This window comes from Chlamydia gallinacea 08-1274/3, assembly GCF_000471025.2.
GTDB lineage: Bacteria > Chlamydiota > Chlamydiia > Chlamydiales > Chlamydiaceae > Chlamydia > Chlamydia gallinacea.
Map to the genome: position 1 here is coordinate 537,681 of NZ_CP015840.1, position 12,683 is coordinate 550,363.

A 12,683-nucleotide genomic window follows, 5' to 3' on the forward strand; every position below is an offset into this window, starting at 1 on the left:
TTCTGATGGTTTTATTGTCAAAATTTGATTTTTTGGGGAATAAGGTGGGGGACGTTGAGTTGTCCGACGCTCTTTTTGTTCAAGAAGATTCTGGGCTGCAATTGATAAAGGATTATTTGGTGGCAATTCAGGCAAATAAACGTCAGTGGTCTGCGTGCACAAAAAATCGTTCTGAGGTTAGTCATACTACAAAAAAGCCTTTTCGTCAGAAAGGGACAGGAAATGCTCGACAAGGTTGTTTAGCAGCTCCCCAGTTTCGTGGTGGGGGGATTGTTTTCGGCCCTAGGCCTAAGTTTGATCAGCACGTGCGTATTAATCGTAAAGAAAAAAGAGCTGCTATTCGTTTATTGTTTGTTCAAAAAATTCAATCGCATCGTTTAGTGGTTGCTGATGATAGTGTCTTTACAAGTAGCCTGTCTGCCCCAAAAACTAAAGAAGTTTTACGGTTTTTGAAAGATTGTAATATTGAGTGTCGTGGAGTGCTTTTTATCGACGATCTTAGTCATTCGGGAAGCAACATGAATTTGCGAATGAGTGTGCGTAACTTGCCCGCTGTTCGTGGGTTTGCATACGGTATGAACGTTAATGGTTATGATTTAGTCTCTGCTCATAGTATAGTAATTTCTGAAAAAGCTTTGAGTGGGCTCGCCGAGCACCTAGTTTCTGGTGGAATGAAAGGTTAAAAGGAAAATTAGGACATGAAAGATCCTTATGATGTAATCAAGCGGCATTATGTGACTGAGAAGGCAAAAACTTTAGAAGGTTTGAGTCTTGGTAATGGCGAAGGTAAGAAGAAGGGTGCTTATTGCAAACATCCAAAATACACGTTTATTGTGGATGGCAATGCAACCAAGCCTTTGATTGCTCAAGCTCTCGAGTCGATATATGCTGATAAAAAAGTAAAAGTTAAGAGTGTAAACACAATGTGTGTAAAACCTCAGCCGGCCCGAATGTTTCGTGGAAAGCGAAGAGGGAGAACTGCAGGATTTAAGAAGGCTATTGTAACCTTCTACGAAGGCCATTCTATCGGGTAACTTATTGATTGAGGAAAGAAAGACATGTTTAAAAAATTTAAGCCGATAACTCCAGGAACTAGACAATTAGTTCTTCCGGCTTTTGATGAGTTGACCACTAAAGGAGATTTGCAAGAAGGAAAGCAGGGGAAATTAGCTAAGAATGGTGGCGAAAATTCTCTCAAGAAGCGGTCCAGGCAAAGTCTTCGGCCCAATAAAAAGCTTTCTTTTTTCAAAAAGAGTTCGGGTGGTCGCGATAATTTAGGGCATATCTCTTGTCGTCACCGAGGCGGAGGAGCTCGACGTTTGTATAGGATTATTGACTTTAAACGCAATAAAGATGGGATTGAAGCTAAAGTTGTATCTATCGAATATGATCCTAATCGTTCGGCCTACATTGCATTGCTTAATTATGTTGATGGGGAAAAACGTTATATATTGGCTCCAAAAGGAATTAGACGGGGAGATTACGTTGTTTCTGGAGAAGGTAGTCCTTTTAAAGTAGGTTGCTGTATGTCATTAAAAAGCATGCCCCTAGGACTATCGGTACATAATATTGAAATGCGTCCCTTTTCTGGAGGGAAGCTAGTTCGGTCTGCAGGCTTAGCAGCTCAGATTATAGCGAAAAGTGCGGGATATGTGACTTTAAAAATGCCTTCGGGCGAGTTTCGTATGTTAAATGAATGCTGCCGAGCGACTATAGGTGAAGTTTCTAATGCGGATCATAGTTTATGTGTAGATGGTAAGGCTGGAAGGAAGCGTTGGAGAGGAATTCGCCCCACGGTTCGCGGTACCGCTATGAATCCTGTAGACCATCCTCATGGAGGTGGTGAAGGTCGACATAATGGCTATATTCCTCGCACTCCTTGGGGTAAGGTCACAAAAGGATTAAAAACTCGCGATAAGCGTAAAAGTAATAAATGGATAGTTAAAGATCGTAGGAAATAGGGATTTATGAGTAGATCGTTAAGAAAAGGTCCTTTTGTTGATCACCACCTAATTAAAAAAGTGCGTGCGATGAACTTGGGAGAAAAAAAATCTCCGATTAAAACATGGTCTCGTCGTTCTATGATTACTCCTGAAATGATTGGTCACACATTTGAAGTGCATAATGGGAGAAAGTTTTTAACGGTTTTTGTTTCAGAAACTATGGTAGGGCATAAATTAGGAGAGTTCTCTCCAACGAGAATGTTTAAAAGTCATCCCGTGAAAAAAGGGTAAAGGAGACGAGTCATGTTTAAAGCAACCGCTCGTTACATACGGGTTCAGCCCCGCAAAGCACGATTAGCTGCTGGGCTTATGAGAAATTTAAGTGTAATAGAGGCGCGACAACAGCTAGATTTTTCTTCTCTAAAGGCTGGAAGGTGTTTAAAAAAAGTTTTAGATAGTGCTGTAGCTAATGCTGAACTCAATGAGAATGTGAAGCGTGAGGAGTTAAGCGTTATCGAAGTTAGAGTGGATGCGGGTCCTACATATAAACGGGCTAAGTCGAAAAGTCGGGGAGGAAGGTCTCCAATTTTAAAGCGTACTAGCCATCTAACTGTGATTGTCGGAGAGAAAAAGCGGTAGGAGAGGCTATGGGTCAGAAAGGATGTCCAATTGGTTTTCGTACGGGCGTTACTAAGAAATGGCGCTCGTTATGGTATGGAAACAACCAAGAGTTTGGGAAGTTTCTTATTGAAGATGTAAAAATTCGAGATTTTTTGAGAAAAAAGCCTTCTTGTCAAGGAGCTGCGGGTTTTGTCGTAAGACGAATGAGTGGGAAAATAGAAGTTACTATTCAAACAGCTCGTCCAGGACTGGTAATTGGGAAAAAAGGTGCTGAAGTCGACCTTTTAAAGGAAGAGCTTAAAAAACTTACTGGTAAAGAAGTTTGGGTAGAAATTTCGGAAATTAAGCGTCCTGAATTAAATGCAAAGTTAGTTGCTGACAACATTGCTAAACAAATTGAACGTCGTGTTTCTTTTCGACGTGCCATGAAAAAGGCCATGCAGTCTGTCATGGATGGTGGGGCTGTAGGTGTTAAAATACAGGTTTCTGGAAGATTAGCAGGTGCAGAAATTGCTCGCTCAGAATGGTATAAAAATGGTCGGGTGCCTTTGCATACCTTAAGAGCTGATATTGATTATGCCACTGCCTCTGCAGAAACTACTTATGGAATTATCGGGGTAAAGGTTTGGATTAATCTTGGAGAGAAATCCTCTACAGCTAATAACGGTAGTGCTCCAGCTCCAATTGCGCAATAATGGTGTAAATCAAGGATGTGTGAATTGCTATGTTGATGCCTAAACGAATGAAATTTCGCAAGCAACAAAAGGGTCAATTTGCTGGCCTGAGTAAGGGTGCTACTTTTGTTGACTTTGGTGACTTTGGAATGCAAGCTTTAGATAGGGGATGGGTTACCAGTCGACAAATAGAGGCTTGTCGGGTTGCAATTAATAGATACTTAAAACGTAAAGGAAAGGTCTGGATTCGTATTTTTCCAGATAAAAGTGTAAGTAAAAAGCCTGCAGAGACTCGTATGGGTAAAGGTAAAGGGGCTCCCGACCATTGGGTGGCAGTAGTGCGCCCAGGACGCATTCTTTTTGAAGTGGCTAATGTGTCTAAAGAAGATGCTCAAGACGCTTTAAGAAGGGCTGCGGCAAAATTAGGTATAAGGACACGTTTTGTTAAGCGAGTCGAAAGGGTGTAAATCATGGCAAAAAATAAAAAGTTATTGGCTGAACTTAGAGAGAAAAGTGTAGAAGAGCTAGATGCATTTATTCATGAAAATAAAAAAGCTCTTTTTGATTTGCGGGCAGAGGTTGCTCTGCAAAGCAAAGCAGTGAAATCACATTTATTCTCTGAATATAAGAAAAATGTTGCTCGATCTCTGACAGTCAAGCGCGAAAAAAAGGAAAAAGCTAATGGCTAGTGAAGAAAGAGGTTATAGAAAAATTAAAGTTGGTACTGTTGTCTCGTCAAAAATGGATAAAACCGTGGTTGTTCGAGTGGAAAGAGTATACTCACATCCTCAATATGCTAAAGTTGTTAGAGATTCTAAAAAGTACTATGCGCATAATGATTTAGAACTTTCTGAAGGTGATAAAGTTAGAATTCAAGAAACGCGCCCTCTCTCTAAGTTAAAAAGATGGCGTGTGATTGAGCGTATAAGTTAGTTGTGTGGGTTAGCATTATGATTCAACAGGAAAGTCAATTAAAAGTTGCCGATAATACTGGGGCTAAAAAGGTAAAGTGTTTTAAAGTATTGGGCGGGTCTCGTAGACGTTACGCTGTAGTGGGTGATATTATTGTGTGTTCCGTTAGAGATGTTGAGCCCGATAGTTCTATAAAAAAAGGCGATGTGGTGAAGGCTGTAATTGTTAGAACCCGTCGAGATATTCGTAGAAAGGATGGTTCTACTTTAAAATTTGATACTAATAGTTGTGTGATTATCGATGAAAAGGGCAATCCTAAAGGAACGCGAATTTTTGGCCCAATAGCTCGAGAAATCCGTGATCGTGGTTTTATAAAAATTAGTTCTTTGGCTCCTGAAGTGATTTAAGGATAAGATAAGGATATGAAAAGACGTATTTGTGTTGGCGACACTGTATATATATTAGCTGGTAATGATAAGGGGAAACAGGGAAAGGTTTTGTCTTATCTCAAACAACAAAATAAAGTAGTCGTTGAAGGAATTAACGTTCGTACAAAAAATATCAAACGTACTCAAGAAAATCCTAAGGGGAAAAGGATTAGTATTGAGGCTCCGATACATATTTCTAATGTTTGTTTAAGTATAAATGGAGCGCGAGCAAAGCTTTCAGTTAAGAATGCTGAGAAGGGGCGTGAGTTGTGGAATACAACTGCTGATGGTACTTCCTCGCTATATCGTTTAGTAAAAGGTAAAAAAGGTTAATATGAGCCGGTTAAAGAAACTCTATACTGAAGAGATCCGAAAGAGTCTCCAAGAAAAGTTTAATTATAAAAATGCCATGCAGATTCCCGTTCTTAAGAAGATTGTGATCAGTATGGGATTAGCTGAGGCTGCTAAAGATAAAAACCTTTTTCAATCTCACCTAGAAGAACTTTCTATGATTTCTGGGCAAAAACCTTTAGTAACTAAAGCGAGGAATTCTATTGCTGGTTTTAAGCTTCGTGCAGGACAGGGTATTGGGGCTAAGGTGACATTACGTGGTACACGTATGTACGATTTTATGGATAGGTTTTGTAATATAGTCTCTCCTAGAATTCGAGACTTTCGTGGATTTTCTCGTGAGGGAGATGGACGTGGATGTTACTCCCTCGGGTTAGATGATCAGCAGATTTTCCCTGAAATAGATTTAGATCGTGTCAAAAGAACTCAGGGAATGAACATTACTTGGGTAACTACAGCAAAGACAAATATCGAATGCACAACTCTTTTAGAGTTGATGGGTTTGCGCTTTAAGAAGGCATAATAAGGGAGATAATAAGGGTTAGGGCATGACAAGTGATACTATAGCTGATTTATTAACGCGGATTCGTAATGCTTTAAAGGCAGAGCATATTTACGTGGATCTACAACATAGTAAAATGCGTGAGTCGATTGTTAGGATCCTAAAACATCACGGGTTTTTGGCCCATTATTTGGTAAAAGAAGAAAATCGCAAAAGAACGATGCGTATCTTTTTACAATATGATGATGATCGTAAGCCTGCGATTCGACAGTTAAAACGTGTTTCTAAGCCTTCTAGAAGGATTTATGTTTCTGCAGATAAAATTCCCTATGTTTTTGGTAATATGGGTGTTTCAGTTCTTTCTACTTCTCAGGGTGTTCTAGAGGGGTCCGTAGCAAGGTCTAAAAATATTGGTGGTGAACTACTCTGTCTAGTTTGGTAACAGGATAAAAGAATATATAGGATGGTAAGGAATGTCTCGTAAAGCTCGAGAACCTATTGTGCTCCCTCAAGGAGTAGAGGTTTCCATTCACAATGATGAAATTGTAGTCAAAGGTCCAAAGGGTTCTTTGGCTCAAAAATTGGCTCCAGAAGTAGATATAGATATTAATGATAAACAAGTTATTGTTCGTGCAGCTTCTCATGTTGTTGATCGGCCTAGTCGTCTACAGGGACTATTTTGGGCGTTAATTTCTAATATGGTTCGTGGAGTCCACATAGGGTTTGAAAAACGCTTAGAAATGATTGGAGTAGGTTTTAAGGCTGCTGTGCAAGGAACTATATTAGATTTATCTATTGGGGTTTCTCACCCTACGCAAATCCCCATTCCCAAAGGTTTAGAAGTTAGTGTAGAAAAGAATACATTAATCTCAATTAAGGGTATTGATAAGCAATTAGTTGGAGAATTTGCTGCAAGTATTCGGACAAAGCGTCCTCCAGAGCCTTATAAGGGTAAGGGGATCCGTTATGAAAATGAATACGTACGTCGTAAGGCAGGAAAAGCCGCGAAGACAGGTAAGAAGTAATTATTAAGGTATTAAGGCAGAGTTAGGTCATGGAAAGTTCGTTGTTCAAGAAGTCTGAAAAGAAAAAGCGTAGGGCTTTAAGAGTACGCAAACCTTTAAAAGGCTCTTCTTTAAAGCCTCGTCTATCTGTTGTAAAGACGAATAAACATATTTACGTGCAGTTAATAGATGATTCGATCGGTAAAACTTTAGCTTCTGTTTCTACTATAGCCAAATCAAGTAAAGTTTCTGGGCTAACAAAAAAGAATCAAGATGTTGCGAAAAGTCTGGGAATAAAGATTGCAGAGTTAGGAAAGAATCTTCAAGTGGATCGAGTAGTTTTTGATCGTGGTCCTTTCAAATACCATGGGGTTATTGCTATGGTAGCTGATGGTGCTAGAGAAGGTGGATTAGAGTTTTAATAAAGGTTTAGGATGACGGTATCAAAGAATTCTCATAAGGAAAAAGAAGAACAGTTTGAAGAAAAAGTTTTAGTTGTTAATCGCTGTTCAAAAGTAGTTAAAGGTGGCCGTAAATTTAGTTTTTCTGCTCTTATTCTTGTTGGAGATAGGAAAGGGCGTTTGGGTTATGGTTTTGCTAAAGCGAATGAGTTAACTGATGCTATCCGTAAAGGTGGGGGAGTTGCTCGGAAAAATTTAATTACTATTGAATCTTTAGAAAATGGTTCCATTCCTCACGAAATTCTTGTTGATCAAGACGGGGCTCAATTACTTCTAAAGCCTGCAAAACCGGGAACGGGAATAGTAGCTGGTTCTCGTATTCGTTTAATTTTGGAAATGGCTGGAGTAAAAGATGTTGTTGCTAAGAGTTTGGGGTCGAATAATCCTATGAATCAGGTCAAGGCAGCATTTAAGGCTCTTCTTCAGCTTACTACGAGAAAAGAAGTTTTAAAAAGGAGATCGGTAGCGAATGATTAAATTAGAAAAGTTACAAGATCCTTCACCACGTAAACGTAGAACAAAGTTATTAGGGCGCGGTCCCTCCTCAGGTCACGGTAAAACTAGTTGTCGAGGGCACAAAGGGGACGGGAGTCGTTCTGGTTATAAGCGCCGTTTTGGATATGAGGGAGGAGGAATTCCTCTTTATAGGAGAATGCCTACCAGAGGTTTTTCTCATTTACGTTTTGATAAGTGTATTGCTGAAATTACAACACAGCGTTTGAATGCTTTATTTAATAATGGTGATGCCATCACATTGGAAGCTTTGAAAAATATGAAAGCTGTAAGTAAGCATGCTATTAAAGTTAAGGTAATTTTTAAAGGCGAGCTAGATAAAACATTCATTTGGAATGACTCTAAAGTAGTATTATCTCAAGGCGTGGCAAGTCGTATAGGAGTTGCTTAAGGATTACAATTTTAGGCTAGCTATGACTACTTTAAGACAAATATTTTCAATTTCTGAGCTGAGAAAAAAGTTATTCTTTACATTTGCTTTATTAGCAGTTTGTAGAGTTGGTGTGTTTGTTCCTGTTCCAGGAATTGATGGAGAGCGCGCTTTAGCTTATTTTAAGCAATTACTAGGTTCAAGTCAGAATTTATTTCAATTAGCAGATATTTTTTCTGGTGGAGCTTTTGCTCAGATGACGGTAATTGCTTTAGGCGTTGTTCCTTATATTTCTGCATCCATCATAGTGCAATTACTTCTAGTATTTATGCCCTCGATACAAAGAGAAATGAGGGAAAGCCCTGATCGTGGAAAAAGGAAAATAGGTAGATTGACTCGTCTATTCACAGTAGGCTTAGCAGTAATTCAATCTTCGCTTTTTGCTAAGTTTGCCTTAAAAATGAATTTATCGATTCCAGGAATCGTTCTCCCAGTGTTGTTGTCATCAAGATTATTTGGTGCACCCTGGATGTTTTATATGACTACAGTTGTTGTTATGACAACAGGGACCCTATTACTTATGTGGATTGGAGAACAGATTTCAGATAAAGGAATTGGTAATGGTGTAAGTTTAATTATTAGCTTAGGAATTCTAGCTTCGTTTCCCTCCGTTTTAGGTTCTATAGTGAATAAACTTAATTTAGGTTCACAAGATCCCTCTCAACTAGGTTTATTTTCTATACTGTTGTTGTGTTGTATTTTCATATTTGTCCTTGTTACAACAATTTTGATTATTGAAGGAGTTAGAAAGATTCCTGTGCAATATGCTCGTAGGGTAATTGGAAGAAGAGAATCGCCAGGTGGAGCATCTTATTTGCCGTTAAAAGTAAATTACGCAGGAGTTATTCCCGTTATTTTTGCTTCATCTTTACTTATGTTCCCTGCAACTATAGGGCAATTTATAACTTCAGATACTTCCTGGTTAAAGCGTGTTGCTATTATGTTATCTCCAGGGAGCTGGGTGTATTCTGTATGCTATGTTTTGCTTATAATATTTTTTACTTATTTTTGGACTGCAACTCAGTTTCATCCTGAACAAATTGCTTCAGAAATGAAAAAAAACAACGCTTTTATTCCTGGGATTCGACAGGGGAAGCCCACGCAAACATATTTAGAATATACCATGAATCGTATCACGTTATTAGGAGCAGTTTTTTTAGCTGTAATTGCTATTTTGCCATCTATTTTAGGACGAGTGCTTAGTATAGATGCTAATGTAAGTTATTTTTTAGGTGGCACAGCAGTCTTGATTATCGTTGGTGTGATTTTAGATACAATGAAACAAATAGATGCCTTTTTACTTATGCGTCGGTACGATGGCTTTTTGAAAAAAGATCGTGCCAAAGGAAGGCATTGAAAAATAACAATTTTTGACCTAAGATGCTTATACTACTTTAATGGAGGCCCTACGTATGCCACGCATCATTGGAATTGATATTCCTGCGAAGAAAAAATTAAAAATAAGTCTTAGATATATTTATGGAATAGGGCCAGCTCTTTCTGAGGAAATCATTGCTAAATTGCAATTAAATCCCGAAGCTAGGGCTGCTGAGTTGACTGAAGAAGAAATTGGTCGTCTCAATTCTCTCCTACAGACAGAGTATGTAGTTGAAGGAGACTTAAGGCGTCGCGTACAGTCAGATATTAAAAGGTTAATTGCTATACATGCTTATCGTGGGCAAAGACATCGGCTTTCGTTGCCTGTACGAGGTCAAAGAACAAAAACTAACTCTCGTACGCGTAAAGGTAAGCGTAAAACGGTTGCTGGTAAGAAGAAATAATTTTTTTAGGAGAGTGTGTCTTGGTTAAGCATCAAACGCAGAAAAAAGGCGTAAAAAGAAAACAGTTAAGGAATATTCCATCAGGTGTTGTTCATGTTAAGGCTACTTTCAATAACACGATTGTGTCTATAACAGATCCTGCCGGAAACGTGATTTCCTGGGCTTCTGCTGGAAAAGTGGGATATTCTGGATCTCGCAAGTCATCCGCTTTTGCCGCGACAGTTGCGGCTCAAGATGCTGCGAAAATAGCAATGAATTCCGGTCTTAAAGAAGTTGAGGTAAGTTTAAAGGGGACTGGAGCTGGGAGAGAATCAGCTGTTCGTGCTCTCATAGCTGCTGGTTTAGTGGTTTCGGTCATCCGTGATGAAACTCCTGTTCCTCATAACGGTTGTCGTCCAAGAAAAAGACGAAGAGTATAGTTGGAAGGAGAGAGGAAAAGGGATGTCGGATAATTCAAAAAATTTACTTTATGATAAATTTGAACTTCCTGAATCAGTCAAAGTTATGGCTGTAGAAGGTTGTGGTGGCGTTATTGATAAGCAAGCACGCTTTGTAGCTGAGCCGCTAGAAAGAGGGATGGGGCATACATTAGGTAATGCTTTAAGACGCGCATTGTTAATTGGTTTAGAAGCACCCGCAATCATTGCTTTTTCTATGACCGGTGTTCTACATGAATATATGGCGCTTGAGGGTATCATAGAGGACGTAACCAATATAATTTTGAATTTGAAGGGAGCTTTATTAAAAAAATATCCTTTTCAAGATAATAATGAAGGACGTGCTGCACAATTAATACGCTCTACTATTTCCATTGATGCTTCTAGCTTGGCAGAGGCTGGAGGGCAAAAAGTAGTTACTCTAGCTGACTTATTACAAGAGGGAGGATTTGAAGCGGTAAATCCTGAGCACGTGATTTTTACTGTCACACAGCCAATGCAGTTTGAAGTTACTTTACGCGTTGCTTTCGGTAGAGGTTATATAGCTTCGGAAAGGATTGTTCTTGAAGATAAGGGAATGCATGAGATCGTTTTAGATGCAGCTTTTTCTCCCGTAGTTTTGGTGAATTATTTTGTAGAAGATACTCGTGTTGGTCAAGATACGGATTTTGATCGTTTAATTTTGCAAGTAGAAACTGATGGAAGAGTATCCCCTAAAGAAGCTTTAGCTTTTTCTACACAAATTTTAGCTAAACATTTCTCTATTTTTGAGAAAATGGACGAGAAGAAGATCGTTTTTGAAGAAGCAATTTCTATTGAAAAAGAGAATAAGGACGATATTCTTCATAAATTAATTTTAGGTATTAATGAGATCGAGCTTTCTGTGAGATCAACAAATTGCTTATCCAATGCAAATATCGAGACGATTGGTGAATTAGTGATTATGCCAGAGCCTCGTCTTTTACAGTTTAGAAATTTTGGTAAGAAATCTCTTTGTGAGATAAAGAATAAGCTGAAAGAAATGAAACTGGAGTTAGGTATGGACCTTAGCCAGTTTGGTGTTGGTTTAGACAATGTTAAAGAGAAAATGAAGTGGTATGCCGAAAAAATTCGGTCGAAAAATGTTAAGGGATAGTTAGATATGCAACATGCTAGAAAGAAATTTAGAGTAGGCCGTACTTCTGCGCATAATCGTTGTATGTTGGCTAACATGTTAAAGTCTCTAATTCATAAAGAAAGAATAGAAACTACTTTACCTAAAGCAAAAGAGCTACGTCGTCATGCAGACAAAATGATCACGTTAGCTAAAAAAGGAACATTAGCAGCGAGACGCCTGGCTATTGCTAGATTAATGGTCCGATATAATCAACTTACTAGTAAGGAAATTCGTCAGGTTAAGGCGGGTAATTTATCTTCTTATAACGTGGATCGCATGGTAATTAATAAATTATTTGATGAATTAACCCCTCGTTTTAGCTCTAGGAATGGTGGTTACACTCGTATTTTAAAATTACAAAATAGAGTTGGTGATAATGCGCGAAAGTGTATTATAGAATTTTTGGCTGGTTAGCCTATTTTTTTGAATGCTGACTGCGTACTAGGGATTTAGTGATGAGAGTTGTAATTAACGGTTTTGGGCGAATTGGAAGACTAGTTTTAAGGCAGATATTACGTAGACATTCTTCTCTTGAAGTCGTAGCTGTTAATGATCTTGTTCCGGGCGACGCTCTGACGTATTTATTTAAATATGATTCTACTCACGGGCGCTTCAATGCCGAAGTTGCTTATCAAGAAGGTTGTTTAGTAGTTGATGGACGCCGAATTCAGTTGCTTGCTCAACGAGATGTCCAAAATCTTCCTTGGAATGATCTTGGCGTAGATATTGTCGTTGAAAGTACGGGATTATTTACTAAAAAAGAAGATGCGCAAAAACATCTTGATTCAGGTGCAAAACGTGTAGTGATTACAGCTCCCGCAAAGGGAGATGTCCCTACGTTTGTCTTGGGAGTTAATGAAGAGAGTTTTAATCCTAAAGAACATTTGATTGTTTCAAATGCTTCTTGCACTACAAATTGCCTTGCTCCTCTTGCTAAGGTCCTTCTAACTAATTTTGGTATAGAAGAAGGGCTAATGACGACCGTTCATGCTGCCACAGCTACTCAAAGTGTAGTTGATGGACCGTCGAAAAAAGACTGGCGAGGAGGAAGAGGAGCATTTCAAAATATTGTTCCTGCTTCTACTGGAGCTGCTAAAGCTGTAGCACTTTGTTTGCCTGAATTACAAGGGAAACTAACTGGTATGGCTTTTCGAGTTCCTGTTGCCGATGTTTCTGTGGTTGATCTTACTGTAAGGTTGCAGAAGTCAACTACTTACGAAGACATATGTCAAGCGGTCAAACATGCTGCAGAAACTAATTTACGTGGAATTTTGGGCTATACAGATGAAGAAGTTGTTTCTTCTGATTTTATAGGCTCCGAATATTCTTCTATATTTGATTCTCGTGCAGGGATTGCTTTGAATGATCGCTTTTTCAAGCTTATTGCTTGGTATGACAATGAAATAGGGTATTCTACTCGTATTGTTGATTTATTAGAGTATATAGCAAAACACTCTGAATAAAGGGTTA

General features: G+C 38.8%; 23 protein-coding genes. All 23 read left to right on the top strand.

Translation table 11 applies throughout. The annotated features are described in order from the left end of the window. The first annotated feature begins 5 nt into the window (after positions 1 to 5). The 23 genes from rplD to gap are packed head-to-tail and all read left to right on the top strand — an operon-like array spanning position 6 to position 12,676. Positions 6 to 683, top strand: coding sequence for a 50S ribosomal protein L4 (gene rplD / locus M787_RS02390; protein WP_021828865.1), 678 nt, complete (start codon positions 6 to 8; stop codon positions 681 to 683). A 15-nt stretch (positions 684 to 698) separates the two neighbouring features. Then, the gene (locus M787_RS02395) at positions 699 to 1,034 is read left to right on the top strand and encodes a 50S ribosomal protein L23 (RefSeq protein WP_021828866.1); all 336 of its coding nucleotides are present in this window, start codon (positions 699 to 701) and stop codon (positions 1,032 to 1,034) included. A gap of 24 nt (positions 1,035 to 1,058) precedes the next feature. Continuing rightward, a complete protein-coding gene (gene rplB / locus M787_RS02400) occupies positions 1,059 to 1,961 on the top strand; it encodes a 50S ribosomal protein L2 (RefSeq protein ID WP_021828867.1) in 903 nt (300 codons plus the stop codon). A 6-nt stretch (positions 1,962 to 1,967) separates the two neighbouring features. After that, positions 1,968 to 2,234: a 30S ribosomal protein S19 gene (gene rpsS / locus M787_RS02405; RefSeq protein WP_021828868.1), complete on the top strand. Its 267-nt coding sequence runs from the start codon at positions 1,968 to 1,970 to the stop codon at positions 2,232 to 2,234. Between the two features lie 12 nt (positions 2,235 to 2,246). After that, positions 2,247 to 2,582 carry a 50S ribosomal protein L22 gene (gene rplV / locus M787_RS02410; protein ID WP_021828869.1) on the top strand — a complete coding sequence of 112 codons (336 nt, stop codon included), beginning with the start codon at positions 2,247 to 2,249 and terminating at the stop codon, positions 2,580 to 2,582. Positions 2,583 to 2,590: 8 nt separating this feature from the next. Next, positions 2,591 to 3,259, top strand: coding sequence for a 30S ribosomal protein S3 (rpsC, locus tag M787_RS02415; RefSeq protein WP_021828870.1), 669 nt, complete (start codon positions 2,591 to 2,593; stop codon positions 3,257 to 3,259). A 29-nt stretch (positions 3,260 to 3,288) separates the two neighbouring features. Then, positions 3,289 to 3,705 carry a 50S ribosomal protein L16 gene (rplP, locus tag M787_RS02420; RefSeq protein WP_021828871.1) on the top strand — a complete coding sequence of 139 codons (417 nt, stop codon included), beginning with the start codon at positions 3,289 to 3,291 and terminating at the stop codon, positions 3,703 to 3,705. A gap of 3 nt (positions 3,706 to 3,708) precedes the next feature. Further along, the gene (gene rpmC, locus M787_RS02425) at positions 3,709 to 3,927 is read left to right on the top strand and encodes a 50S ribosomal protein L29 (RefSeq protein WP_021828872.1); all 219 of its coding nucleotides are present in this window, start codon (positions 3,709 to 3,711) and stop codon (positions 3,925 to 3,927) included. Then, positions 3,920 to 4,171, top strand: coding sequence for a 30S ribosomal protein S17 (gene rpsQ, locus M787_RS02430; RefSeq protein ID WP_021828873.1), 252 nt, complete (start codon positions 3,920 to 3,922; stop codon positions 4,169 to 4,171). The genes rpmC and rpsQ overlap by 8 nt, the downstream gene beginning before the upstream one ends. Before the next feature lie 17 nt (positions 4,172 to 4,188). Then, positions 4,189 to 4,557 carry a 50S ribosomal protein L14 gene (gene rplN, locus M787_RS02435; protein ID WP_021828874.1) on the top strand — a complete coding sequence of 123 codons (369 nt, stop codon included), beginning with the start codon at positions 4,189 to 4,191 and terminating at the stop codon, positions 4,555 to 4,557. A 15-nt stretch (positions 4,558 to 4,572) separates the two neighbouring features. Next, positions 4,573 to 4,911 (top strand): 50S ribosomal protein L24, encoded by a 339-nt coding sequence (rplX, locus tag M787_RS02440; protein ID WP_021828875.1) that lies wholly within the window; start codon positions 4,573 to 4,575, stop codon positions 4,909 to 4,911. 1 nt (position 4,912) lies between these two features. Next, on the top strand, positions 4,913 to 5,452 hold the full coding sequence (rplE, locus tag M787_RS02445) for a 50S ribosomal protein L5 (protein ID WP_021828876.1): 540 nt from the start codon (positions 4,913 to 4,915) through the stop codon (positions 5,450 to 5,452). 25 nt (positions 5,453 to 5,477) lie between these two features. After that, positions 5,478 to 5,873 (top strand): 30S ribosomal protein S8, encoded by a 396-nt coding sequence (gene rpsH, locus M787_RS02450; RefSeq protein WP_021828877.1) that lies wholly within the window; start codon positions 5,478 to 5,480, stop codon positions 5,871 to 5,873. A gap of 31 nt (positions 5,874 to 5,904) precedes the next feature. After that, complete coding sequence (rplF, locus tag M787_RS02455; protein WP_021828878.1) at positions 5,905 to 6,456, top strand: 50S ribosomal protein L6; 552 nt, start codon at positions 5,905 to 5,907, stop codon at positions 6,454 to 6,456. A 29-nt stretch (positions 6,457 to 6,485) separates the two neighbouring features. Next, positions 6,486 to 6,857 carry a 50S ribosomal protein L18 gene (gene rplR / locus M787_RS02460; protein ID WP_021828879.1) on the top strand — a complete coding sequence of 124 codons (372 nt, stop codon included), beginning with the start codon at positions 6,486 to 6,488 and terminating at the stop codon, positions 6,855 to 6,857. A gap of 12 nt (positions 6,858 to 6,869) precedes the next feature. Continuing rightward, positions 6,870 to 7,373 carry a 30S ribosomal protein S5 gene (gene rpsE, locus M787_RS02465; protein WP_021828880.1) on the top strand — a complete coding sequence of 168 codons (504 nt, stop codon included), beginning with the start codon at positions 6,870 to 6,872 and terminating at the stop codon, positions 7,371 to 7,373. After that, on the top strand, positions 7,366 to 7,800 hold the full coding sequence (gene rplO, locus M787_RS02470) for a 50S ribosomal protein L15 (protein ID WP_021828881.1): 435 nt from the start codon (positions 7,366 to 7,368) through the stop codon (positions 7,798 to 7,800). Before rpsE ends, rplO begins: the two co-directional genes overlap by 8 nt. A 22-nt stretch (positions 7,801 to 7,822) precedes the next feature. Then, positions 7,823 to 9,196, top strand: coding sequence for a preprotein translocase subunit SecY (gene secY, locus M787_RS02475; RefSeq protein WP_021828882.1), 1,374 nt, complete (start codon positions 7,823 to 7,825; stop codon positions 9,194 to 9,196). Positions 9,197 to 9,251: 55 nt separating this feature from the next. Further along, positions 9,252 to 9,620, top strand: a complete 369-nt coding sequence (gene rpsM / locus M787_RS02480; protein WP_021828883.1) for a 30S ribosomal protein S13 — start codon at positions 9,252 to 9,254, stop codon at positions 9,618 to 9,620. A 20-nt stretch (positions 9,621 to 9,640) separates the two neighbouring features. Continuing rightward, the gene (rpsK, locus tag M787_RS02485; protein WP_021828884.1) at positions 9,641 to 10,039 is read left to right on the top strand and encodes a 30S ribosomal protein S11; all 399 of its coding nucleotides are present in this window, start codon (positions 9,641 to 9,643) and stop codon (positions 10,037 to 10,039) included. 22 nt (positions 10,040 to 10,061) lie between these two features. Next, positions 10,062 to 11,192 (top strand): DNA-directed RNA polymerase subunit alpha, encoded by a 1,131-nt coding sequence (locus M787_RS02490; protein ID WP_021828885.1) that lies wholly within the window; start codon positions 10,062 to 10,064, stop codon positions 11,190 to 11,192. Positions 11,193 to 11,198: 6 nt separating this feature from the next. After that, positions 11,199 to 11,627 carry a 50S ribosomal protein L17 gene (gene rplQ, locus M787_RS02495; protein WP_021828886.1) on the top strand — a complete coding sequence of 143 codons (429 nt, stop codon included), beginning with the start codon at positions 11,199 to 11,201 and terminating at the stop codon, positions 11,625 to 11,627. Between the two features lie 41 nt (positions 11,628 to 11,668). Continuing rightward, the gene (gap, locus tag M787_RS02500) at positions 11,669 to 12,676 is read left to right on the top strand and encodes a type I glyceraldehyde-3-phosphate dehydrogenase (RefSeq protein ID WP_021828887.1); all 1,008 of its coding nucleotides are present in this window, start codon (positions 11,669 to 11,671) and stop codon (positions 12,674 to 12,676) included. The last annotated feature ends 7 nt before the right edge of the window (positions 12,677 to 12,683 follow it).